Genomic DNA, 22076 nt, shown 5'->3' with positions numbered 1-22076 from the left:
TGCTGATTGGGTAAGCGTGGAGTATGAAGCAGGGCAAGCCACTTTATGTGCATTTGGGTGCGCACCGTACGGGAACATCATCGTTTCAGATGATGCTGGCCGAGAACCGTGATTTGTTGGAGCAGGGAGGGTATGATCTGGCATACCCTGGTCGCGACGATATTCCAAAGGGGGATTTACGTCTGAAACTGCCAGATCCGCGCAACGTCAAGCAGTGGGACACGAAGTTTTTGCCTGCTGCCGCGGCTGAGTTGCAACGCCATGCAAGTGTGAACAGTCACGCGATGATCTTGTCGGAGGAGAATATTCCCGGACGGATGATTCACTTTCCCGCTGGTCAGTTCTATCCCGCCGCCGAAGTGCGTTTGCAAACGCTGGCGGCGGCGGCAGGAGCACCTGTGCTGCGGGCTGTGTTGGTGGTGCGGGAATATACTGACCTTTATGTCTCGGCCTACCGCAAGCGGGCGGAGGACAACAAATCGCCACCCTTTGCCGAGGGGCGGCGGAATATGCTGGAGATGGACCGTGGCTGGCCCGATTTGGTGCGGTTGATTTTTGAATACCTCAAAGTGCAAGAACTGGTCGTGATTGATTATGCACGGCGCGGCCGGAGTGTAGATATTCTGGGGATGTTGGTGCCGGAGCTTGCGGGTGTGCCACTGCGTGAGCCTGAACGGCGGATGAATCATTCGGCAACGGATGCGGCATTGGTTGCGTTGCAAGAGCGGTATCATAACGGTGATACGTTGGCGCGCGAGGTATGGCAGAAGATTATTGCGGAGTACCGTGATGATACGGAGAGCCGTGGTGTTTCGGAATTCACCAAGCGGCAGACACGAATTCTTGAAGGGCGCTATCGTGAGCACCTTGATGAGATTGCCAAGATGCCAGCGGTGATGTTGCTGCGTTAGGACTTGGCCGCATTTTCATCTTTTTTGACCGCGTCCCATAAAGCGTCCATTTCCGCGAGATCACTATCTTGTGGTGTTTTATCGATCTCTGCCAGTTTTGCTTCGACCGCTGCAAATCTGCGGGTGAATTTGGCGTTGGCGGCCCGTAGGGCGGCCTCGGGCTCGATCCCCAGATGGCGGCCTAGGTTCGCCATGACGAACATCAGATCGCCAAATTCTTCGAATTGTTCCTCGGGCGAGAGTTCATCGCGGGCTTCGACCAGTTCTGCGGCTTCTTCCTGAATTTTGGCGATGACATCGCCTGTATCAGGCCAGTCAAAGCCCACACGCGCTGCGCGTTTTTGCAGTTTATAGGCGCGTAGGAGCGCTGGCAGGCCAACGGCGACACCGTCGAGCGCGCCTTGTTGTTTCTTGCCTTCACGCTCGGCTGCTTTGATGGCTTCCCAGTCTTTTGTCTGTTGCTCAGCGGATTTTTCGCGGCTCTCGTCGCCAAAGACATGGGGGTGGCGGGCGACCATTTTGTTCGAGATATTGCGCACGACGGACTGGAAGGTGAAGTGGCCTGCTTCCTCGCCCATGGCGGTGTGATAGACGGACTGGAGCAGTAGATCGCCCAGTTCGCCCTCAAGCTCGGGCCAATCGCGCCGCTCGATCGCGTCGGCGACCTCGTAGGCTTCCTCGATCGTGTAGGGGGCGATGGTGTCGAAATCCTGCTCGATATCCCACGGGCAGCCAGTTTCAGGGTCACGCAGGCGACGCATGATTTCAAGCAGGCGTTCAATGCCTGCGGCCTCGTTACGTATCAAGTCATCTGGCATTGCGTGTCTCCTCGGTGTGGTGTCAGATAAGGATAACAGTCCATAGGAGTCCACCCATGCCCATCATCAACCGTATTGCCGATTTCGCCGAGGATATGACAACGTGGCGGCGCCACTTACACACCATCCCCGAGTTGAGCTTTGATTGCCCTAAAACGGCGGCTTTCATCAAAGAGAGATTGCAGGAGTTTGGTGTGGACGAGATCCATGAGGGTATCGCGCAGACGGGGATTGTGGCGATCATCAACGGCAAGGGGGATGGGCCGACTGTGGGCCTGCGGGCGGATTTTGACGCACTGCCGATTGAGGAAGAAACAGGTGTTGAATATGCCTCCACCCATGCGGGCAAGATGCATGCGTGCGGCCATGATGGGCACACAGCCATGTTGTTGGGGGCTGCGAAATATATGGTGGAGACGCGGAATTTCTCTGGCCGCGTCGCACTGATCTTCCAACCCGCCGAGGAAGATGGCGGCGGGGCGCAAGTGATGTGCCAAGAAGGTATGATGGATCGGTTCGACATTGCCGAAGTTTATGGCATCCATAATTTTCCGGGTGTCGACGAGGGGACGTTTTATACGCGGCCAGGTCCGATTATGGCAGCGGTGGACAGCTTTACCATCACAATCAACGGGCGTGGTGGGCATGGGGCCATGCCGCATGAGACGGCTGATCCTGTGGTGGCGGCTTGTGGCATGGTCACGGCGATCCAGACGATCATCAGCCGTAATGTGAAGTCTGGTGCGGAGAAGGTGATCTCGGTCACTCAAATCCATACGGGAAGCGCCAGTAATGTGATCCCTGACACAGCGATGATTAATGGCACGGTACGCACTTTTGACGTGGAGACCCGGGACACGATTATGAAGCGGATGGGCGAGATTGTTCAGGGGCAGGCGGCGAGTTATGGGGTCACTGCAGAGCTGGACTATGAAGAGGGTTATCCTGCGACGGTGAACTCCGAGGCGCAGACAGCGTTTGCGGCGGGTGTTGCGCGTGGATTGGTCGGCGAGGCCAAGGTCGATGATAATTTCGCCAAAGTCGCGGGGGCCGAGGATTTCTCTTATATGTTGGAAGAGCGGCCCGGATCGTATTTGTTCCTTGGCGCGGGTCCCGGGGCAGGGCTGCACCATCCGAAATTCAACTTTAACGACGAGATTGCGCCTCTGGGTGCGTCCTTCTTTGCGCAGCTTGTCGAGCAGCTGCAACCGGCGGCGAAATAATGGGTCTGGAGGATGCAAAGAGCCAAGTAGATCAGGCGTTTATGCGCGATGATCTCAAGGGGCCGAGTTTCGAGAATGCCTTTGGCGGGGCCACGTCATTTTTGCGGCGCAAGTACACCAAGGATTTGACGGGTGTGGATATTGCCGTGACGGGTGTGCCGTTTGACCAAGCGGTGACAAACCGCACGGGCACGCGGCTGGGGCCACGGGCGATCCGTGAGGCGAGTGCCTTGCAGCCCTATGATCCGCCTTATGGCTGGGATTTTGACGTGATGAGCGAGCGGGCCATCGTAGATTACGGTGATCTTGCGTTCGATTATGCAAAAGTATCGGAGTTTCCTGCCACGTTGACCGCGCATATTGCGGGCATTTTGGATGCGGGGGCGGCGAGTGTGGCCCTTGGCGGGGATCACTACATCAGCTTTCCGATTCTCAAGGCCTATTATGAGAAGTTCGGGCCGATGAGCCTGCTGCATTTTGATGCGCATTCAGATACTTGGGTCGATGATGACATGGAGCGGATTGACCACGGCACCATGTTTTATAAGGCGATCAAGCTGGGCTATATTGATCCTGCGACCTCTATTCAGGTGGGCATTCGGACCCATAACCCTGACACGATGGGCGTGACGACCATTGATGCACGCGAAGTGCATGAGGGCGGGACTGCTGCGGCAGTGGCAAAGATTAAGAAAATATTAGGGAATAACCCTACATACCTCACATTTGATATAGATGCGCTTGATCCCGCCTTTGCACCGGGGACAGGCACGCCTGTTTGGGGTGGATTGACCAGCTGGCAGGCGGCGGCGATGCTGCGCGATCTGGCAGGGATTAACATACGGGGCGGGGACATTGTCGAAGTGTCGCCGCCGTTTGATACCACAGGGGCCACTGCGATTGCTGGGGCGCATGTGGCGACGGAAATATGCTGCCTTTTGGGCGCGCGTATGCGTCAACCTCAAGGGGTTGGGCAGTAATTAGAAACGAATGAGACTGAAATGACTGATAAGAACCAGCCGATTGGCGGCAACGAGCTGGCGCGTTTTTCGGGGCCGGGAACGTTTATGCGGCTGCCTGCGGTGAATGACCTCAAGGGGCTGGATGTGGCAGTGCTGGGGATTCCGATGGATATCGGCACCTCGTGGCGCTCCGGCACTCGGTTTGGCCCCAAGCAGATTAGGTCGGAAAGCGCGATGTTGCGGCCCTATAACTTGGCCACAGGGGCGGCACCCTTTGACAGTTTGCAAGTGGCAGACATTGGTGATCTGGCGATTAATACGTTTTCCTTAAAAGATAGTTTGTCAATCATTAAGGAGAGTTACGATCAGATCCTCATGTATGATGCGATGCCGTTGGCGATGGGGGGGGATCATTCAATTACCCTGCCGATCCTGCGGGCGATGGCAAAGCGGCACGGACCTGTGGCGCTGGTGCATGTGGATGCGCATGCAGATGTAAACGACGAGATGTTCGGTGAGAAAGAGACCCACGGCACGGTGTTTCGCCGCGCTTATGAGGAAGGGTTGATCCGGCCCGAGAAGACCTATCAGATCGGGATACGCGGCACGGGATATGCTGCGACTGATTTTAGCGAGGCGGTAGGCTGGGGGTTCCAACAATGGCCTGCGGAGGAGTTGTGGGGGCGCTCATTGGCGCAACTGGCGGGGGAGATCAGGCGCGATATCGGCGACACGCCAACTTATGTGACCTATGATATTGATAGTTTGGACCCTGCGTATGCGCCCGGAACTGGCACGCCAGAGATTGGTGGGCTGACAACACCGCAAGCACTGGAGCTTATTCGCGGCCTTAAAGGGCTGAACATCGTCGGTGGCGATCTGGTCGAAGTGTCACCGCCTTATGACCCAAGCGGCAATACCGCGCTAACGGCGGCAAATTTACTATATGAGATGTTGTGTGTACTGCCCGGAGTTGCGTACAGGTGAAGCAAGGCCCGCTCTGGGCGTGTGGTGGGTAACACAGGGATGCGTAAAATGGTTTGGGTAATTTTAGTTCTAGCTGTGGTTTCGGGCATGGCGTTTGTCCGTCTGGCGCCGACGGATGTATCGCGCTGGCACAAGCCGATTGGCGATGCAGAGAACACGGACGGGGAAGGCTGGTCGGGTCGAGTTGTACAATCCACGCCAGGCTTGCTGTCGGATCTGCACCAGCAGATGCTGGCCTTGCCCCGCACTGAGTTGATTGCTGGTGGTGTGGGTGAGGGGCGGTTGACCTATATTACCCGCTCCAAATGGATGGGTTTCCCTGACTATACCACGATCGAGCAGGACGGCGATCAGATCAAGCTCTATGCACGCTTGCGGTTCGGCAAATCAGACCTTGGGGTGAACGCCAAACGTCTGGACGGGCTGCTGGAGCGTGCGCGGGTCAAGCGGGCTGAAGGGTAAGTTCAAGTCCGAGCTGAGGCAGCCTTCTTGTGTCTCGCGCCACATGGGCACGTTGAGCGACATCTGGCATTGGGCCGTGAACATGCGCCCGCCAACGTTTAGGCAAATGCTTTCGCCCAGCTCAATCCGCCCGCCTGTGCTGTCCGTGCAGTAGCAGTCGATTGTCTTGGCTTTTGTGACGCCCTGAGCCTGAGCGGTGAGCGGGAGTAGAGCGATAAGGAATGCAAATCGTTTCATACCTCCTTTATACCATGACGCTGCTCTTGACCAAAGTGTTTTCATAGGCCACTCCCAAGCGCATGATACCTATGGACCGCCTTGCCCAGATTACTGCCCGTTTCGAGTATCTCGAAGCGGCGATGAGTACTGATGGCGGAGATATTTCCAAGCTGGCCAAAGAATACAGCGATCTGCGCCCTGTGGTGGAGGAGATTGCGGCCTACCGCGTGTTGCTGGAAAATCTTGAAGGCGCACGCGAGATGCTGGCCGATCCAGAGATGGCGGCGATGGCAAAAGACGAGATTTACGAGATCGAGCATGTGCTGCCTGCGGCAGAAGCATCCTTGCAACTGGCGCTATTGCCAAAGGATGAGGCCGATGCGCGGCCCGCGATGTTGGAGATCCGGCCCGGGACGGGTGGGGATGAGGCGGCGTTGTTCGCAGCGGACCTGCTTCGGATGTACATCCGGTATTCCGAGGCGCGCGGTTGGAAAGTTGACCTGATCGAACAGCAGATGACCGAACTGGGCGGGGTCAAGGAAGTTGTGGCGCATATCACGGGCGAAAACGTTTTTGCGCGCCTGAAGTACGAAAGCGGCGTGCACCGTGTGCAGCGTGTGCCAAGCACGGAAAGCCAGGGGCGGGTGCATACATCAGCCGCGACTGTGGCGGTGCTGCCCGAGGCGGAGGATGTCGACATCCAGATTGCCACGACGGATATTCGCATTGATACTTACCGCAGTTCAGGCGCGGGGGGGCAGCACGTGAACACCACCGATTCGGCCGTGCGGATTACGCATATTCCTACGGGGATTGTGGTGACAAGTTCCGAGAAATCCCAACACCGCAACCGCGAGATTGCCATGCAGGTGCTCAAAGCCCGCCTGTATGATGCGGAGCGGATGCGGATTGATACGGAACGCTCTGACAGCCGTGCGTCTCAAGTTGGCAGTGGCGACCGCTCGGAGCGGATACGGACCTATAATTTCCCGCAGGGGCGGCTGACAGACCACCGCATTAACCTCACGCTCTATAAGTTGGATGCGGTGATGCAGGGCGATCTGGACGAGATTGTTGATGCGCTCACGGCGGATGCGCAGGCCAAGATGCTTGCGGAGATGGGGCAATGACCACAGCGGCCGTTGCCATGGCTGCGGCAACAGCAAAGCTGCGGGCGGCGGGGGTTCCTGACCCTGCACGCGATGCGCGGATATTGCTGGCCCATGCGGCGAGCGTGGATGCAGCACGGGTGACATTAATTGCCCCTGAAGAGATCGCCCCAGAGATATCAGAGCGCTACGAGCACCTTATTTCCTTGCGTGCTGTGCGTGTGCCTGTGTCGCAACTTGTGGGGGAGCGTGCGTTTTACGGGCGCAAGTTCAAGATCAGCCGCGATGTGCTGGACCCGCGGCCCGAGACAGAGAGCCTTGTAGAGGCGGCATTGTCGGCCCCATTCGAGCGAGTGCTGGATCTGGGGACGGGATCGGGCTGTATTCTTGTCACGCTTCTCGCAGAGAATCCGACTGCGACAGGGCTTGGCGTTGACGTGTCAGAGGCGGCCTGTCTGCAAGCGAGCGCCAATGCGGTGCTGCACGGTGTGACCGAGCGGGCGGAGGTGATCCAGTCCGATTGGTTTGATGCCGTGGAGGGACGGTTTGATCTGATTGTGAGCAATCCACCCTATCTGTCGATTGCAGAGATGAAGGAAATTGCCCCTGAACTTGCCCTGCATGAGCCGGCGATCGCCTTGACGGATGGTGCGGACGGGCTGAGTGCTTACCAGTTGATTGCGTCAAGGGCGCAAGAGTATCTGGCAGTCGGTGGACGCGTGATGTTCGAAATCGGCTGGAAGCAGGGATCGGAGGTCGCTTCGTTGTTTGTGGAGGCAGGGTGGGCCGATATCAGGATTCTCCCTGATCTGGACGGCCGTGACCGTGTTATTATCGCACAAAATCCCGCTTAGGGTGATAATTGCTTGTTTTTTGCTCTATTCGCTCTTGCCTCTAAGGGGTGCTCGGGGCTATTGATAAGGCGTTGCAGTGATGAACGTCCACGGACGGTCCCGCGCGGCTTATGCCCAACATCTCAACGTGCCGACAATATGCGCCAAGCGCACTGATGGCCTGACCAAATAACAGCACCAAAAGGCTGACCCCCTCTATGAAACCTCAAAGATCGCGTTCGCGTAACAATAAAAACCGCAACCGTGGCGGTGGCAACAATCAGGGTGGCAATGTCGTCAACCGTGTGTTCGACAGCTCCGGTCCCGAGGGCAAAGTGCGCGGGACCCCCAGTCAGGTGATCGAGAAATATAACCAGCTGGCGCGTGATGCACAGCTGAGCAATGACCGCGTTGCGATGGAGAACTTCCAACAGCACGCCGAGCATTACCTGCGACTGTTGTCCGAGGCGCAAAAAGAAATCGACGCCAAGCGTGAAGAGCAGGAAAAAGCCAACCGTGAACGCCAAGCCGAGCGTGACGAACAGGACCGTCTTAACCGCGAGCGTCAGGCCGAGCGTGACCGTGAGCGCAACGAGCGGATGGAGCGTCAGGAACGCGAATCTGCCGAGCAGCCCGAGGTGGTGAGCGACCCTTCTGAGCAGCCCCAGCCTGATGCAGGCGATGAGGGCAGCACCTTGGTTGAGACACCCGAGACTGCGCCTGAGCCCAAGCCAAAGACCCGCCGTGCCCCACGGCGTAAGCCCAAGCCAAAAGGTGATGATGCACCAAAGGCCGAGGGCGGCGACCAGCCCGAAGCGGCGGAATGATTTAAACAAAAGGCCCTGCTATGCGGGGCTTTTTGCTTTTGGGACATTAGTTTTTGGGGGTGCGGTTTTGGAAATTGGTAAGGGGCCAAACCCCATCGGTGCTGCGCACCGGTTCCCCCTGAGTTTTTAGGCTGAGTTTTGAGGCCAAATGAAGAAACGGCTTAAGGTTTTGCCAGTTCTCGGGCCAGCGCGCAGAAACCTTCAAGCGGGATTTGTTCAGCGCGGTCGGTGGGTTTGAGGCCTGCGGCGATCAGGCGGTCCTCAATATCGGGTGCGGTGCCCTTCAGGGCAGAGCGGAGCATTTTGCGGCGCTGGTTGAAAGCTGCGGCGACTGTGCGCGACAGGATAGCGGCATCGGCGGGGAAACGCGGCTCTGCCAACGCTGTGAGGTGGACCACGGCGCTTGAGACTTTGGGTGGGGGCGAGAAAGCTTCGGGCGGCAGGGTGATCACGATTTTTGCATCTGCACGCCATTGGGCCAACAGGGCAAGGCGACCGTAGGCTTTGCTCCCCGGTTTGGCGACGATACGTTCGGCCACTTCGCGTTGAAACATCAAGGTAAGGCTTTGCCAGAAGGGTGGCCATTCTTGCGGGGTGAGCCAACGGACCAAGAGTTCGGTACCGATGTTGTACGGCAGGTTTGCGGCCACGCGGATGGGCGGGGTGAGATAGGCAAGCGGGTCCACTTCGAGCGCGTCGCCGTCAATGATTTGGAGGCGGTTCGGGTATGCGTTTGCGATCTCGTTCAGGGCGGGGATGCAGCGGCTGTCTTTCTCAATGGCGAGGACTTTGCGCGCACCTTCCGAAAGCAAGCCGCGTGTGAGGCCGCCTGGGCCGGGGCCGATTTCCAGCACATCGCATTGGGTCAGATCGCCTGCTTGGCGTGCAATTTTGGCGGTAAGATTAAGATCGAGAAGGAAGTTCTGGCCCAGCGATTTACGCGCTTGGAGGTCATAGGTGTCGATGACCTCGCGCAACGGAGGAAGATTGTCGATGCCGCTCATGTTGTGCTCATCCTATGGGCCATACGGATTGCCTCGATCATGCTGGTGGGGTTGGCGAGGCCTTTGCCTGCGATGTCAAATGCTGTGCCGTGATCGGGGGAAGTGCGGATAAAGGGCAGGCCGAGGGTCACGTTCACCCCCTTGTCGAAGTCGAGGGTCTTGATCGGGATAAGGGCCTGATCGTGGTACATGGCGATGGCCGCGTCGTAGCGGGCGCGGGCAGCGGCGTGGAACATCGTGTCAGCAGGCAGTGGTCCTTTGAGATCAAACCCCTCGGTCTGCATCTGGGCGACAAGCGCATTCATCCAGTCGAGCTCTTCGCTGCCCATGGCACCCCCTTCGCCTGCGTGGGGGTTCAGGCCGCTGATGGCAATGCGGGGATTGGCGATGCCGAATTGGGTCTGCAGGCTGCTGTGGGTGATCTCGATCGTGCGGCGCAGGCCTGCGGGGGTTAGTGCAGTTGGCACTTCGGACAGGGCGATGTGGATGGTCGCAGGGACCACGCGCAATTGGTCGGAGGCAAGCATCATCACGACATCGCAACCACCTGCGAGGGCTGCAAGGTATTCGGTATGGCCCGGATAGGCGAAATCTGCGCCGTCTTTGAGGGCTTTTTTGTGGATGGGGGCGGTGCAAATTGCGGCGGCATGACCCGACTGGACCAAATCGACAGCGCGGGCAATCACATCAATTACACCAATCGCATTGGCGGGATCGGGGATGCCTGCAACGGCAGAGCCAGCGAAGGGATGGGCGAGGACGGGTAAGGCCGTGGGAGAAATTTCAGCGGCTTGTGACATGTCATTAATGACCTCATGCACTGTGCCTCGGGGCAAGTGGCGCGGATCACCAAGCCAGACCATAGGAATGCGGTCTGCAAGGGCCGCCCACGCACGGGCAGCCACTTCGGGACCGATGCCTGCGGGTTCACCACAGGTCAGAATGACCGGCTTCATTTCAGGCTAATACGCGCTTCGGACCGCAGCTCGGCCAGCAGGCTGTCGGCGAAACCAGAGAGCCGACGCTGGCGGATGGAGGAAGCCACATCTTCGCGGCTAACGTCGGCGTTTTGCTCGGCTGTTTTACCGCACATCATCAAGAATACCAACGCTTGGCCGTTTGAGCGGGTCAGAGCAGTCGAGACTTCGCCTTCGTCCAGTTTGCTGAGCTCAATCGCGAAATCCTGCGGGATTTTGGAGGGCGGCAGGGTTTCACGGTCCAGCACAGAGTCGGGCTGGCCTTTTGCGAAGGCGTAGAGATCGTCGCAGACGTCAACTTGGGCCTTAAGGTTTGCCGCCTGTTGCAGCGTTTCCTCGGAGCGGCCCCCGGCCATGTAATAGGCGGCATATTCGATGGCCGAATATTTCTTCGAGGGTTTGCCTGTTTCCTCGATATCGCGCAGCTGGAATAGGGCCACCGCGTTCGGGATATTCAGGGGCTGGGTTACTTCACCGGGAGCCAGCGACAGGATCAGCGGCTGCAAGGAGGGGGGCAGATCGCTGAGCGCTTGCCACGGGAGGCGTCCGCCTGCGCCACGTGAGGCAGTTGCGGAGTATTTGCGGGCGAAGTTCGAGAACTCGTTTGCGGACTGGCTCTCCGATATCTGCTCGGCGATGGCGGCGACTTGAGCCGCGCGTTGGGGAGGGGCAGGAATGATGATTTCCGACACTAGCACGCGGATGTTGGAGCTGCCGCCGCTTTGCGATGCTAGTGCGCGGTCAATTTCGGCCTCGGAAATGGTAACGCGAGCACCATAGCGGGCGCGGATCAAGTCACGCCATGCAATGCCGTTGATTACGAAGTCGCGGTAGGTTTCTTTTTCAACGCCAGCGCGGGCGAGAGCGGTTGTAAACTCGGCGCGGGTCAGATTGGCACGGCTGGCAAACTCTTCGAGGGCATCGTTGATGCCTTCCTCGGTCAGTTGCAGGCCGGCATCGCGAATGGCCTCACCGCGCAGACGCTCGTTGATCAGGCTCTCAATGGCTGCTTTGCGGGTCGCGCCACGAGCATTGAGGATTTTGAGGAAGCGCACGCGCTGTTCGACTTCGAACTCCGTCACAACGGTATCGTTCACAGTGGCCGCAGGGGCGAACATGTTTTGCGCAGTGGCAGGACCGGCTAGGGCGGCAATGATTGCCACGGCGGCGAGGGCAGGTTTTAGTTTGAACATGAGGACGCGTATCTTTCTGTTCCGGTATCAGCGGAAAAGCCCCGCAGACCGACGTTAAATCCAAAATCGGTTGAGGGCTCAACACTTGTTGAGGTTGTATAGCTGCGTTCGACGGTGAGGTTAAGGGTCACACATTCATTTTCGTAGCTTAGGCCAAGGCCTGCGGTTGCGGCGCGGTCTGATGCGATATCGTAGCGCCAGTCGGCGGAAGCGGTCCAGAACTCATTTATCTTGTAGCTACCGTCGAGGGTGAATTCGGAAACTTCCGTGGCGCGATCTTCCTCAAGGTCGTCCTGAAGCCAGACATAAGAGCCCCCGATGCGTCCGCGTTTAAAGGCATAATCGCCGCGCAATTCGGCTTTGGACAGGGTGAAGTCCTGCTCGAACAGGCTGCGCCCCGTCAGGCTGACACCATCACTCGAGGCTATTTGGCCCGCTATGAGAAAGTCGGACGAAAGGCCGTCGAGACCAGAGGTGGTAGAGAACGAGGTGTCATTGTCCTCGCGAAACACTTGGCCCACGCTGATATGCGCATCCCAGCCTGCGGGGTTAAACCGCGACCAGCCGACGCCAATCGCAGCCATAGCGCCGCGTTCGCGGCGGTCCGCGCGGGGAAAACGCGACAGGCTGAGCAGGTTTCCCTGATCAAACTCGACCAATGTGCTTTCTTCGTTCGGGATGTCGAGGCGGTTGCCGCCTGTCCAGCTGAGCTGTACCACGGGTTCCAGCACTTGGCTGATGCCTGCTGTACTTGTTTTGGACAGGGGGTAGCGCAGGGTGATGGCGGCGTGAGGGGTGATCTCGGAGGGGTCCTCAAGTGTGGTGGAGTCCTGCGAGATGTTGAATTCGTTAAAGGCGACACCGACGCGGGTGTCGGTGCGCAGGCCGCCGGGCAGCGTGAAGCTGCGCAGCCAGTCCACTTGGGCATTGAGGCGCGCTACATCGCGACCATCGACAACATCGTCGGGGTCATCACTGTCCACGGACAGGTCGGAAAGGCGTCTGTGGCTGTGGGCTACGATACGGGTGCGAACTTCGCCGCCCAAAGCCTGCGGGAAAAAGCGGCGTTCGTATTCGCCGTCTAACACGAGGGTCGGCAGGGTGTCGTTGTCTTCGTCGTCGCGCAGGGATTTGAAGTTGTAGAAACTGGCGCGGATGTATTCGTCGCGGCGTGCGCGGCTTACGGTCAACTCTGAGCGCAGGCGATCCGAGTCTGAATAACCATAGCTCTCAAGATAGCCGTCGTCGCTGACGGTTTCGATGGCGAAATAAAGGGTGAAGTCTTTTGGCAGAGCAAACAGGCCGCGGCCAAACAGATAGCCGCGTGTTTCTCCCTCGCGCAGGTCGTCATTGGTGACGGCTGCGTCAAACTGGATGCGCCCGTTGCGGTATGCCTGACGGTAGCGCAGCTCTAGCGTACTGGTTGAACTGGATAGATAGGGCGTGAGGGTCAGGTCGCGCTTCTCGCTTAGCTTGATGAAATAGGGGATTTTGAGGCCGACACCGAGGCTGGATGTGCTTCGGATGGAGGGTATAAGAAATCCTGTTGCACGCTCGACTGTGGGGCCGGGTAGGCGCAGACGGGGCAGCCAGAACACGGGCATATTGCCAATGCGAAATTGTGCCTCGTCGAAATAGAGCTGCTCTTCGAGTTCGTCATAGATCACCCGCTTGGCCCTGATCTGCCAAAGCGGGGGCGTGCCGTCATCGCAAACACGGCAGGAAGTCACGGCAGTTTTATAAAGCTGGTTATAGCGGCCATCGACACGGTCAATTTGTACAGCGGCCAGTTGCAGCTGTTGGTTAAGCACCAGTCGCGCACCTTTGAGGATGCCATTGCGCATATCGGCGTCCAGCTCGGCTGCGGTGGCGGTGATGACTGTGCCGTCTTCTTCGGTGAGCGTGATCGGGCCTTCGATGGAGAGGGCGCCCGTGCCTTGGTTATAGCGGATTGAGGAGGCGCGGAGGCGCACACCGTTCTGAAAGGCTTCGACATTACCAGAGGCGACCAGTTCACGCTCGCGGGTGATATAGAGGTCGTCGGCCACCAAAAGGGCCGCATCTTGGGCCATTGCACGCAGAGGCATCAAGGCCAGAAAGAATATGATGACCAGCCGCATCGGTTCAACCATCCTCACGGTGCAAAAGCAGACCCATTGCCAGCATGATGGCAGCAACGGGTGGGGCCCAAGCCGCGAGAAGCACGGGAATTTGGCCGTTCTCTCCTAGGATTTGTGCAAAACTGCGGATGAAATACAAACCGAACCCCAACAAGACAGCCGTGAGGACAGCAACGCCTGTCCCTCCCGATCTGGTATGGCGCATGGTGAACGCACTCGCAACAAGAACCATCGCAATCAGAAACAGCGGGCGGGCCAGTTCCGACTGGAGCCAGACCTTGTGACGGCGCGGCGAGAAGCCTGACATTTCAAGCTGGCGGATGAACGTGGGGAGGTTGTAGATCGAAATCGCCCCTGCCTTGCCAAAACTGTCGCGAATGCGGTCGAGTGTCAGCGTGGAAGGGATGGTGAGCGTGGCATAGCGTTGGGCGTTTCCTTCGGAATTTACACCGGTTTCCAGCGGCCATGATTTGGCGTCTTTGAGTTTCCATCCTTCAGGGCCGAGTGCGGCGCTGTTGGCTTCGATGCGGCGGATCGGTCCGCCGTCGGGTGCGTAGCTGATGAACGTCACATCATACAGCACCGAGCCGTCGTTGTTTGAGCGCCACGCGCGGATAACGGTTTGGCCCTCTGATGTGCCTTGGCGCAGCCACAACCCCTCGTCCGAGATCGACAGAGCAGAGCCGCCGCCGCTGGCGAACTGGTCCGACAGTTGCTCGTAGCGTTTGGAGGTGGCCGCGACGATTGGGTTGAACATTCCCACAACCATCAGGCCGATGATAAAGGCGACAACCACAGGCGAAACAAGTGTGTGCAGCGCGGAGCGGCCAGAGGCGCGGGTGATGACCATCTCGGACGAGCGGGCCATCGACAGGAACAACACCACCGTTGCCAGCACCATATTGAGCGGAAGGATCAAGTTAATCTTTTGCGGGGTGTCCAAAAGCGTGAGAGTGACCAGATCGCGGAAAGTGACAGTGTCTGCAAAGGAGCGGCGAGTTTCCTCAAGCAGCCCTGTCAGAGCGACGAGAATAAACAAAACAGCCGTAATGAGCAGAAAACTCATGGCGAAGCGGCGTGCGAAATAGAGATGCAGGATCATACGTGGGCCCTGCGCCGTTTGAGCCGCGCACGCCACGCGGGATTGGCCGCATGCAAAAGCATTAGTCCTGCAATGACTGCACCTACCAGGGAGGGAACATAGAGGAGGGGCCAAAGTGCTGCTTTGCTCACCACCTCGGAGGAGAGCGTGCCGCGCACGCCGTCGAGAAAGATGAGCAAGCCAAATGCGATCACGATCTCGCGCCAGACACCAAAACGGGAAAATCCACCGATGAGCAGCGTGCTGAACCCGACAAGCGCTGCAACGATGCAAAACAAGGGTTGTGCAAAGCGGGAGTGCAATTCCTCGGAAACCGCTCCGGCGCTTCGGCCTGAAGTTTCTTGAACGGTATCCCAGCTTCTGAGCAATGCAGGGGTCGTGAGGTTGGCGATCTTTGTCTCCTCGACTACATCGCTTTTTACGAGGTTCGAGATGTCAAAGGAGAAGTCTGCGAATTTGGCAGTGGCAAGGCGCAGCCCTGTCCGCTCCATCCTTTGCGCAAGACCGTCCACCATGATCAGGGTCGTCGCCTCGCCGTTGCGCAACAGATACGCCTCGGCGGCGGTATAGATGATGTCCATGTCAGGGTTGCGCCGATCAGAGAGGAATACATCACGCAGCACGCCGTCGGTGTCGATGATGCGGGTGTAGAAGGTGACAGACTCGGTCGGGTGCAGGAATGTCCCCTCCGTCAGCAGCCGCGCGGTCACATTCTGGGCGATTTCCTGCTCGCGTTCCTTAAGCTGTGCGGTGGCCATGGGAACGAGAAAATTACTTAGCGTGGCCATGAACAATGCCACGCAAATGCCGAACACCAGCACGGGACGTGCAAGTACCCAAGGGCTGGACCCTGTGGCCTGAAGCACTGTGAGCTCGCTGTCGGAGGTCATGCGGTTGGTCACGTAGACAGCCGCCGCAAAGGTCGCGATGGGCAACACAGTTGCGATAAGGCGCGGCAGGCCGAGGGCCGTGAATTCAAGGAAAACAAGTGCGGTCTGTCCATCCCCGATCAGGCGATCAAACAAGACAACCGCGCGGTTGATCCAGAAGATAGACACAAGCACCAACGCGAAAAACCCGAACAGAACCAGCAGCTGTGACAGCATGTAGCGGTCAAATCTTGCCACCCGATTCCCTCCTGTTGCGCTTGCTCTAACGGCGTTTGGGTTAGTTTAAACTATATGTGGGGGGCGTTAAACTCATATCTGGTCTTGGGCGCGTTGCCGCGCTAGGTCTTGTGGCAACACATAGCAAAAAGGCGCATATCATGAGCAACCTCACCCCGATTTCCTTTGCCGAGACCGACCTTGACGCGGTCGCCGAGCATGTTGGCCGTGTGGCCGTGTTTATTGACGGCGAGGGCAAGCTGGACCCCGGTGCGCGGCGTGTAAACCGCCTGACCAAGGGCGCGATTGCGCGATTGGTCGAGAGTGAGCGATGGAGCAAGATGAAAGACGCCGATGTGGTGAGCCTTGCCTATCCTGCGGGTATGAAAGCAGACGCGGTGGATGTCGTGCGCCTTGAGCGAGGGGCCAAAGGGATGGCGGCACGCAAATCGGGGGCCGCATTGGCCAAAACGCGCGGAGGTAAGGCAGATATGCTGATGCTCTGTGCGCCTTTGCGCCAGCCACAAGAGGTCGTATTCGGTTTTGCGATGCGCGACTATGCGTTTGAGGAACACAAGACGGCAGAGAACACGCGCAGCGGAGCGGTCAAAGTGATGCACGGCAAAGTGGCGGAGACAGAGGCGGCGTGTGGCGCCCTGTTGGCTGTGGCGGATGGTGCACATATGTGTCGCGATTTGACGAATGAGCCTGCGAATGTACTGACCACCGCTAATTATGCCGAGCGCCTGAAAGAGATGGAGAGCCTTGGGCTAAAAGTTGAAGTGCTGGATGAAAAAGCTCTTGCAAAGATCGGAATGCGAACACTTTTATCTGTAGGACAGGGGTCGGATAGCCAGTCGTATGTGGTCGTGATGCGTTGGGATGGCGGCAAGAAGGATGAGGCGCCGCTGGCCCTCGTCGGGAAAGGCGTTGTATTTGACACTGGCGGTATCTCACTCAAGCCTGGCGCAAACATGGGCGATATGACGATGGACATGGGCGGCTCTGCCGTGGTGGCGGGTGTGATGCGCACGCTGGCGCTGCGCGGTGCCAAGGCCAATGTGGTCGGCCTTGTGGGTATTGTGGAGAACATGCCGTCGGGTAACGCCACGCGCCCCGGCGATGTGGTGACGACCCTTAAGGGCGACACTGTCGAGAACCTCAATACAGATGCCGAGGGGCGTTTGGTGCTGTGTGACGTGCTGTGGTATGCGCAAGAGACATATAAACCTGCCGCGATGATTGATCTGGCGACGTTGACAGGCGCGATCATCACCAGCTTGGGACATGAAAATGCGGGTGTCTTTTCCAACAACACCTCCTTTTGCAATGATTTCCTGAAAGCGGCGGAAGCTGAGGGCGAGGGAGCTTGGCGGATGCCTTTGGGCGAGGCTTATGACGACTTGCTCAAAAGCCGTATCGCAGACATGAAGAATATCGGCGGACCAGCCGCAGGGTCGATTACCGCCGCGCAATTCCTCCAGCGGTTCGTCAAAGAGGATTGCCCGTGGATACACCTCGATATCGCGGGTGTAGCTTCGGTTAAGTCGGAAACGGCACTTGCGCCTATAGGGGCCACCGGCTGGGGCGTCTCGTCACTTAACCGTTTAATCGCAGATAATTACGAGGCAGAGTGAAAACTGTGGAGCCTGTAAAATTCTATCATCTGACGCAGCGCCCTTTGGTGGATACGCTGCGTCTGCTAGTAGAGAAATCGCGCGGTGCGGGCTGGCGGGTTGCAATCCGTGGCACTGACCGCGGCGCCCTTGAGGCGCTTGATCATGCGCTCTGGCAGGGGCCGGAAGACAGTTTTCTTCCCCATGGCCTTGCAGGGGGTGCGCATGATGCAGAGCAGCCAGTTTTACTGGGGATTGATGCTGCAAATGTGAATGGTGCTCAATGCGTTATGGCTGTGCATTCTGCCGAGGTGGGCGCTGATGATGTGGCCGCAATGGAGCGGGTTTTTATCCTGTTTGACGGCTATGACGAGGAAGCGCTGACCCATGCGCGGGGCCAATGGAAAGCGCTCACCGCGGCGGGTATTCCAACACAATACTGGTCCGAGGAGTCGGGCCGTTGGGAGCTCAAGCGCGAAGCATAACAGATACCGGACAGGCAATAACCATTTGGTAGGTTTCCTCTGCAAGACTGGATCAATCAGTTTTTCAGGGGCACTTTATGAATCTCTATCATTGTTCGATCGATTTGCGCGACACATCCAAGGCGCTTGCTTTTGCCGGGGCTATCGATGCATGGATGGGCCATCTCAAGACACGCGGTGTCATTCAGTCGTGGCGTTTATGTCGCAGAAAGCTTGGATTTGGCGGGCCGCGTGCACGTGATTTCCTGTTGGAGATCGAAGTGGAGAATATGACCCAGCTTGATGAGGCGTTCCGCTTTACGGCTTCAAGTGAAGAGGGAGTGGAGCGGCTTTATACAACTGTTCACCAAATGGTTGGCGAAGTTGACGTCGCATTGTATCGACCCTTCCCCGACCCGGAACGGGCGGAGCGTATGGCCCTGATTTAGCGAAGTTTTAGCGAGTGAGCCGCAATTCTCCGCCAGAAATTTCGATACGACCCCAGCGCTCCAGATAGCCCATGCCAAGCAGGGAGCTATCCATCTCGCCGCCATTGACCGAGGCAAATACGTCGGTATCTGTGATATCCCCCAAACGCACCGTGTCGAGGCGCACTGGCGCTGTGCGCACCTGTCCATTTGCGGTGTTGGCAGTTCCGATGAAGTTAAGTGTATCGGGGTCAAGACCAGCACGGCGAGCGTCACTCAGACTGAGGACCATATCGGTGGCACCTGTATCAACAACAAAGCGGATGTTTTTACCGTTGAGTGCGAGAGTAAGGTAATAATGGCCGTCAGACTGGCGCGGGACCGAAATCATGCCGCTGCCCAGTTGAAGCATTTGTCCACCTGTTGTCTGGCGCTGCACATCATTCCACAGGCCGTAACCTGCGACTACACCAAGGAAGATAAAGCCCCAGATCATCGCCATTTGCAGCGTTTTCCCGATGCTGTCACGGCCCGACATAAAGAGCCATCCAGCCACAGCACAGCCCAAAAGAACGAGGTAAATCAGGCTTGCAATGTTATCTCCGGTCATAGCTGCTCCTAGATGTTGTTTGTAATATAGGAGGATTTTTTCGCTATCCAATAGCGGCGACAAAACCGAACTCAGCCAGACCGTCGAGGACAAATTGAACCGATAGGGCGGCAAGCAGCATCCCCAGCACACGGGTGGTCACGTTAATTGCAACTTTGCCCATAGCGCGTTCCAGCACGCTGGAGAGACGCAGAAAGATATACATGACCAGCAAAATTACGGCAGTGATGGAAAGGATAGAAACCAGCCCTTCACCGCCCGGTTTTTGCCCGACCAGCAGGATTACGGACGCAATGGCACCAGGACCTGCGATTAGCGGTATTGCCATGGGAAAGACAGAAGGGTCGTTATGATCATCATGCGGATGGCCGTGATCGGGGTCACTGCTGTCTTCGCGCCGTTTTGTCCGCCGCTCAAACAGCATATCCATGGCCGTTAGGAAGAGCAAAATACCGCCCGCCACGCGGAAGGCGGGCATCGAGATGCCGATAAAACCAAGAACCGCTTTTCCGAAGAAGGCAAATAGTGCCAGAAGCAGCCCGGCAACCAGAACTGCACGCAGGGCGATACGAGCGCGTTGCTTCGACGTCATGCCTGGCGTGAGCGCAAGGAAAATCGGCACAATCGCAATCGGATCAATGACCACCAGCATGGTCACAAAAGCAGTGATCATATAAGCGGTGTCGATGGTCATTTCTGGGCCTTCTCTAGTTTTCCTGCCGCATCCATCCAGAGGCTTTCAGCACGCTCCAATGCGGCCATGACTTCGGCGTATTTCTTGTTCCAGACTTCAAGTTCGCCGACTTTGTCCTTCTCATAGAGGGCTGGATCAGCGAGTTTCTTGGCCAGCTTGTCGCGCATGTCGTTGATCTTGGTCACGCGGGCCTCAGAGGTGCGTACCTCGGATTTGAGGGCCATAATTTCCTCGCGGGAGGCCTTCTTTTCCTTGGGGGCTTCAGTTTTTGGGCGTGCGTTTTTGCTGACGGGTTTTTCGACCGTGAGCAGCATCTTGCGGTAGGCTTCCAGATCGTCCTCATAAGGCTTCACGGTGCCGTCGGAGACGAGCCAGAGACGGTCAGCCACCATGGACAGCAGGTGCATGTCGTGGCTGACAAGGATCACGGCGCCCGAGTAGCGGGTAAGCGCTTCGACCAATGCTTCGCGGCTTTCGATGTCGAGGTGGTTTGTCGGCTCGTCGAGGATCAGCAGGTGAGGCGCGTCGAGAGTGGCAAGCAGGAGCGACAAGCGTGCTTTTTGGCCACCAGACAGGCGGCCAACGGCGGTGTCTGCCTGATCAGGCCCAAGGCCAAAACCGGCAAGCTGTGCACGCAGTTTGGATTGCATCACGCCAGGACGGGCAGAGATCATGTGCTGGAGCGGTGTCTCATCAACGATCAGCTCGTCGACCTGATGCTGGGCGAAGAAACCGATGCGCAGTTTGTTGGAATTTACGGCCTTGCCCTCAAAGAGGACCAGACGGTTGCTCAGCAGTTTGGAGAGCGTCGATTTACCTTGGCCGTTACGGCCCAGCAGGGCGATGCGGTCGTCCTGGTCGATGCGCAGATTGAGCCGCGACAGGACGGGTACGCCGTTATCATAGCCTGTAGAGCCGCCTTCGATTGAGATGATCGGGGGTGACAATTCGTCTGGCTGCGGGAAGTTGAATACCTTGCGGGCTGCTTCCTCTGGTGGCGTGATGGTCACCATCTTTTCAATAGCCTTCATGCGCGACTGGGCTTGCTTGGCCTTGGACGCTTTGGCTTTGAAGCGATCAACGAAGGCTTGCATATGCGCTTTGTGCGCTTGCTGCTTTTTGGAGGCGGCTGTCAGTTGGGCCCGCTTTTCGGCGCGCATGTGGGCGAACTGGTCGTAGTTACCTTGGTAATAGGTCAGCTTTTTATCCTCAAGGTGGAGGATGCCGCCCACAGCGCGGTTCAGCAGGCCGCGGTCGTGGCTGATAATGATGACCGTATGGGGGTATTTCGACAGGTAGTTCTCAAGCCAGAGCGCGCCTTCAAGGTCGAGGTAGTTTGTCGGCTCGTCAAGGAGCAGCAGGTCGGGTTCGGCGAACAGAACGCCCGCCAACGCCACACGCATGCGCCAGCCACCCGAGTAGGCGGAGCAGGGCTGTTGTTGGTCGTAGTCATCAAAACCCAGACCCTTGAGGATCGAGGACGCGCGTCCTTCGGCGGTCCATGCGTCGATATCGACAAGACGCGCCTGAATATCGGCAATGCGGGTGGGATCAGTGGCTGTTTCCGCCTCAAGCATCAAGGCGGCGCGTTCGGTATCGCATTCCAGCACGGTGTCGATGAGCGACATCTCGGAGGAGGGCACTTCTTGCGCCACGCCGCCGATCTTGGCGCGTGACGGCAAGATGATCTCGCCTGCGTCCAGCCCCAGCTCCTTTCGGATGATGCGGAAGAGCGTGGTTTTGCCAGCCCCGTTTTGCCCGACCAGGCCCACTTTGTGGCCATCAGGAATGACGGCGCTTGCCTCTATGAAAAGAGGGCGGCCTTCGACGGAATAGTTGATCTCTGATATACGTAACATGGGCTGCGTTTGAACCATGTAAGGCTTGGCGTCAATCGCCGCTTTTCAAGCCAAGGGGGTCATGTTAGTGAGCGCCAAATTTAACACCAATTTGGAGACGACCCATGGCTCTTGAGCGCACATTCTCGATCATTAAACCAGATGCAACAAAGCGTAACCTCACAGGCGCGATTGCAAAGAAATTCGAAGACGCAGGTCTGCGCATCGTCGCATCCAAGCGTATTCACCTGACAAAGGCGCAGGCGGGCGAGTTCTACAAAGTACACGCCGAGCGTCCATTCTATGACGAGCTGTGCGAATTCATGGCGTCCGCGCCAATCGTTGCTCAGGTCCTTGAAGGCGAAAACGCCATCGCGAAAAACCGCGAAGTTATGGGTGCAACCAACCCGGCGGACGCAGAAGCCGGCACAATCCGCGCTGAGTTCGCGGAATCAGTTGGTGAGAACTCTGTTCATGGGTCCGACGCGCCAGAAACTGCAAAAGAAGAGATTGCGTATTTCTTCTCCGGTCTGGAGTTGGTGGGCTAAGCCTAATCGACTTTTGATTATCAAA

23 protein-coding genes are annotated in these 22076 nt (G+C 57.6%); 12 read left to right on the top strand and 11 right to left on the bottom strand.

Going from position 1 to position 22076, the window contains the following annotated elements:
• Positions 1-23: 23 nt before the first annotated feature.
• Complete coding sequence (locus Q0775_RS00355) at positions 24-911, top strand: hypothetical protein (protein ID WP_298857041.1); 888 nt, start codon at positions 24-26, stop codon at positions 909-911.
• Here the strand turns inward: Q0775_RS00355 and mazG are convergent.
• Positions 908-1729 (bottom strand): nucleoside triphosphate pyrophosphohydrolase, encoded by an 822-nt coding sequence (gene mazG / locus Q0775_RS00350; RefSeq protein WP_298857039.1) that lies wholly within the window; start codon positions 1727-1729, stop codon positions 908-910. The two genes, Q0775_RS00355 and mazG, sit on opposite strands and share 4 nt — an antisense overlap.
• A 56-nt stretch (positions 1730-1785) precedes the next feature.
• Between mazG and Q0775_RS00345 the strand changes: the two genes are divergently transcribed.
• From Q0775_RS00345 to Q0775_RS00330, 4 genes are read left to right on the top strand one after another with little or no spacing between them, the layout of a single operon-like run.
• Positions 1786-2952, top strand: coding sequence for a M20 aminoacylase family protein (locus Q0775_RS00345; protein ID WP_298857037.1), 1167 nt, complete (start codon positions 1786-1788; stop codon positions 2950-2952).
• On the top strand, positions 2952-3932 hold the full coding sequence (gene speB / locus Q0775_RS00340) for an agmatinase (RefSeq protein ID WP_298857035.1): 981 nt from the start codon (positions 2952-2954) through the stop codon (positions 3930-3932). Before Q0775_RS00345 ends, speB (Q0775_RS00340) begins: the two co-directional genes overlap by 1 nt.
• A 21-nt stretch (positions 3933-3953) precedes the next feature.
• Positions 3954-4901: an agmatinase gene (speB, locus tag Q0775_RS00335; RefSeq protein WP_298857033.1), complete on the top strand. Its 948-nt coding sequence runs from the start codon at positions 3954-3956 to the stop codon at positions 4899-4901.
• Between the two features lie 48 nt (positions 4902-4949).
• The gene (locus Q0775_RS00330) at positions 4950-5363 is read left to right on the top strand and encodes a DUF1499 domain-containing protein (RefSeq protein WP_298857031.1); all 414 of its coding nucleotides are present in this window, start codon (positions 4950-4952) and stop codon (positions 5361-5363) included.
• Here the strand turns inward: Q0775_RS00330 and Q0775_RS00325 are convergent.
• Positions 5289-5600, bottom strand: coding sequence for a hypothetical protein (locus tag Q0775_RS00325; RefSeq protein WP_298857028.1), 312 nt, complete (start codon positions 5598-5600; stop codon positions 5289-5291). The genes Q0775_RS00330 and Q0775_RS00325 overlap by 75 nt on opposite strands.
• 62 nt (positions 5601-5662) lie before the next feature.
• Between Q0775_RS00325 and prfA the strand changes: the two genes are divergently transcribed.
• The 3 genes from prfA to Q0775_RS00310 all read left to right on the top strand — a co-directional run bounded on the left by prfA (position 5663) and on the right by Q0775_RS00310 (position 8351).
• A complete protein-coding gene (prfA, locus tag Q0775_RS00320) occupies positions 5663-6712 on the top strand; it encodes a peptide chain release factor 1 (RefSeq protein ID WP_298857026.1) in 1050 nt (349 codons plus the stop codon).
• Positions 6709-7545: a peptide chain release factor N(5)-glutamine methyltransferase gene (gene prmC / locus Q0775_RS00315; protein ID WP_298857024.1), complete on the top strand. Its 837-nt coding sequence runs from the start codon at positions 6709-6711 to the stop codon at positions 7543-7545. The genes prfA and prmC overlap by 4 nt, the downstream gene beginning before the upstream one ends.
• 197 nt (positions 7546-7742) lie before the next feature.
• Complete coding sequence (locus Q0775_RS00310) at positions 7743-8351, top strand: DUF4167 domain-containing protein (RefSeq protein WP_298857022.1); 609 nt, start codon at positions 7743-7745, stop codon at positions 8349-8351.
• 161 nt (positions 8352-8512) lie between these two features.
• Here the strand turns inward: Q0775_RS00310 and rsmA are convergent, their stop codons facing one another.
• Genes rsmA through lptF form a run of 6 tightly spaced genes read right to left on the bottom strand, consistent with a single transcriptional unit; the run spans position 8513 to position 15874 of the window.
• The gene (gene rsmA / locus Q0775_RS00305) at positions 8513-9355 is read right to left on the bottom strand and encodes a 16S rRNA (adenine(1518)-N(6)/adenine(1519)-N(6))-dimethyltransferase RsmA (RefSeq protein ID WP_298857020.1); all 843 of its coding nucleotides are present in this window, start codon (positions 9353-9355) and stop codon (positions 8513-8515) included.
• The gene (pdxA, locus tag Q0775_RS00300; RefSeq protein WP_298857018.1) at positions 9352-10311 is read right to left on the bottom strand and encodes a 4-hydroxythreonine-4-phosphate dehydrogenase PdxA; all 960 of its coding nucleotides are present in this window, start codon (positions 10309-10311) and stop codon (positions 9352-9354) included. Before pdxA ends, rsmA begins: the two co-directional genes overlap by 4 nt.
• A complete protein-coding gene (locus Q0775_RS00295) occupies positions 10308-11525 on the bottom strand; it encodes a peptidylprolyl isomerase (RefSeq protein WP_298857016.1) in 1218 nt (405 codons plus the stop codon). The genes pdxA and Q0775_RS00295 overlap by 4 nt, the downstream gene beginning before the upstream one ends.
• On the bottom strand, positions 11513-13645 hold the full coding sequence (lptD, locus tag Q0775_RS00290; RefSeq protein WP_298857014.1) for an LPS assembly protein LptD: 2133 nt from the start codon (positions 13643-13645) through the stop codon (positions 11513-11515). Before lptD ends, Q0775_RS00295 begins: the two co-directional genes overlap by 13 nt.
• A gap of 4 nt (positions 13646-13649) precedes the next feature.
• On the bottom strand, positions 13650-14747 hold the full coding sequence (gene lptG, locus Q0775_RS00285) for an LPS export ABC transporter permease LptG (RefSeq protein ID WP_298857012.1): 1098 nt from the start codon (positions 14745-14747) through the stop codon (positions 13650-13652).
• Positions 14744-15874 carry an LPS export ABC transporter permease LptF gene (lptF, locus tag Q0775_RS00280; protein WP_298857010.1) on the bottom strand — a complete coding sequence of 377 codons (1131 nt, stop codon included), beginning with the start codon at positions 15872-15874 and terminating at the stop codon, positions 14744-14746. The genes lptG and lptF overlap by 4 nt, the downstream gene beginning before the upstream one ends.
• A gap of 140 nt (positions 15875-16014) precedes the next feature.
• Here lptF and Q0775_RS00275 point away from each other — a divergent pair, with 140 nt between their 5' ends.
• The 3 genes from Q0775_RS00275 (at position 16015) to Q0775_RS00265 (ending at position 18382) form a co-directional block, all read left to right on the top strand.
• Positions 16015-17490: a leucyl aminopeptidase gene (locus Q0775_RS00275; RefSeq protein ID WP_298857008.1), complete on the top strand. Its 1476-nt coding sequence runs from the start codon at positions 16015-16017 to the stop codon at positions 17488-17490.
• A 5-nt stretch (positions 17491-17495) separates the two neighbouring features.
• Complete coding sequence (locus Q0775_RS00270) at positions 17496-17954, top strand: DNA polymerase III subunit chi (protein ID WP_298859884.1); 459 nt, start codon at positions 17496-17498, stop codon at positions 17952-17954.
• 77 nt (positions 17955-18031) lie between these two features.
• Positions 18032-18382 (top strand): DUF6614 family protein, encoded by a 351-nt coding sequence (locus tag Q0775_RS00265; protein ID WP_298857006.1) that lies wholly within the window; start codon positions 18032-18034, stop codon positions 18380-18382.
• Positions 18383-18389: 7 nt separating this feature from the next.
• On the opposite strand, the gene Q0775_RS00260 is transcribed toward Q0775_RS00265, so the two are convergent.
• The 3 genes from Q0775_RS00260 to Q0775_RS00250 are packed head-to-tail and all read right to left on the bottom strand — an operon-like array spanning position 18390 to position 21524.
• A complete protein-coding gene (locus Q0775_RS00260) occupies positions 18390-18971 on the bottom strand; it encodes a TIGR02281 family clan AA aspartic protease (protein WP_298857004.1) in 582 nt (193 codons plus the stop codon).
• Positions 18972-19014: 43 nt separating this feature from the next.
• The gene (locus tag Q0775_RS00255) at positions 19015-19665 is read right to left on the bottom strand and encodes a MarC family protein (RefSeq protein WP_298857002.1); all 651 of its coding nucleotides are present in this window, start codon (positions 19663-19665) and stop codon (positions 19015-19017) included.
• Positions 19662-21524, bottom strand: coding sequence for an ABC-F family ATP-binding cassette domain-containing protein (locus Q0775_RS00250; RefSeq protein WP_298857000.1), 1863 nt, complete (start codon positions 21522-21524; stop codon positions 19662-19664). Before Q0775_RS00250 ends, Q0775_RS00255 begins: the two co-directional genes overlap by 4 nt.
• Before the next feature lie 104 nt (positions 21525-21628).
• On the opposite strand from Q0775_RS00250, the gene ndk reads away from it, so the two are divergent.
• Positions 21629-22051, top strand: coding sequence for a nucleoside-diphosphate kinase (ndk, locus tag Q0775_RS00245; protein ID WP_267166556.1), 423 nt, complete (start codon positions 21629-21631; stop codon positions 22049-22051).
• Positions 22052-22076 lie beyond the last annotated feature (25 nt).

It is taken from the genome of uncultured Sulfitobacter sp. (assembly GCF_947499945.1).
Classification (GTDB): domain Bacteria; phylum Pseudomonadota; class Alphaproteobacteria; order Rhodobacterales; family Rhodobacteraceae; genus Sulfitobacter.
This window is presented reverse-complemented; position numbering and strand designations above follow the sequence as displayed.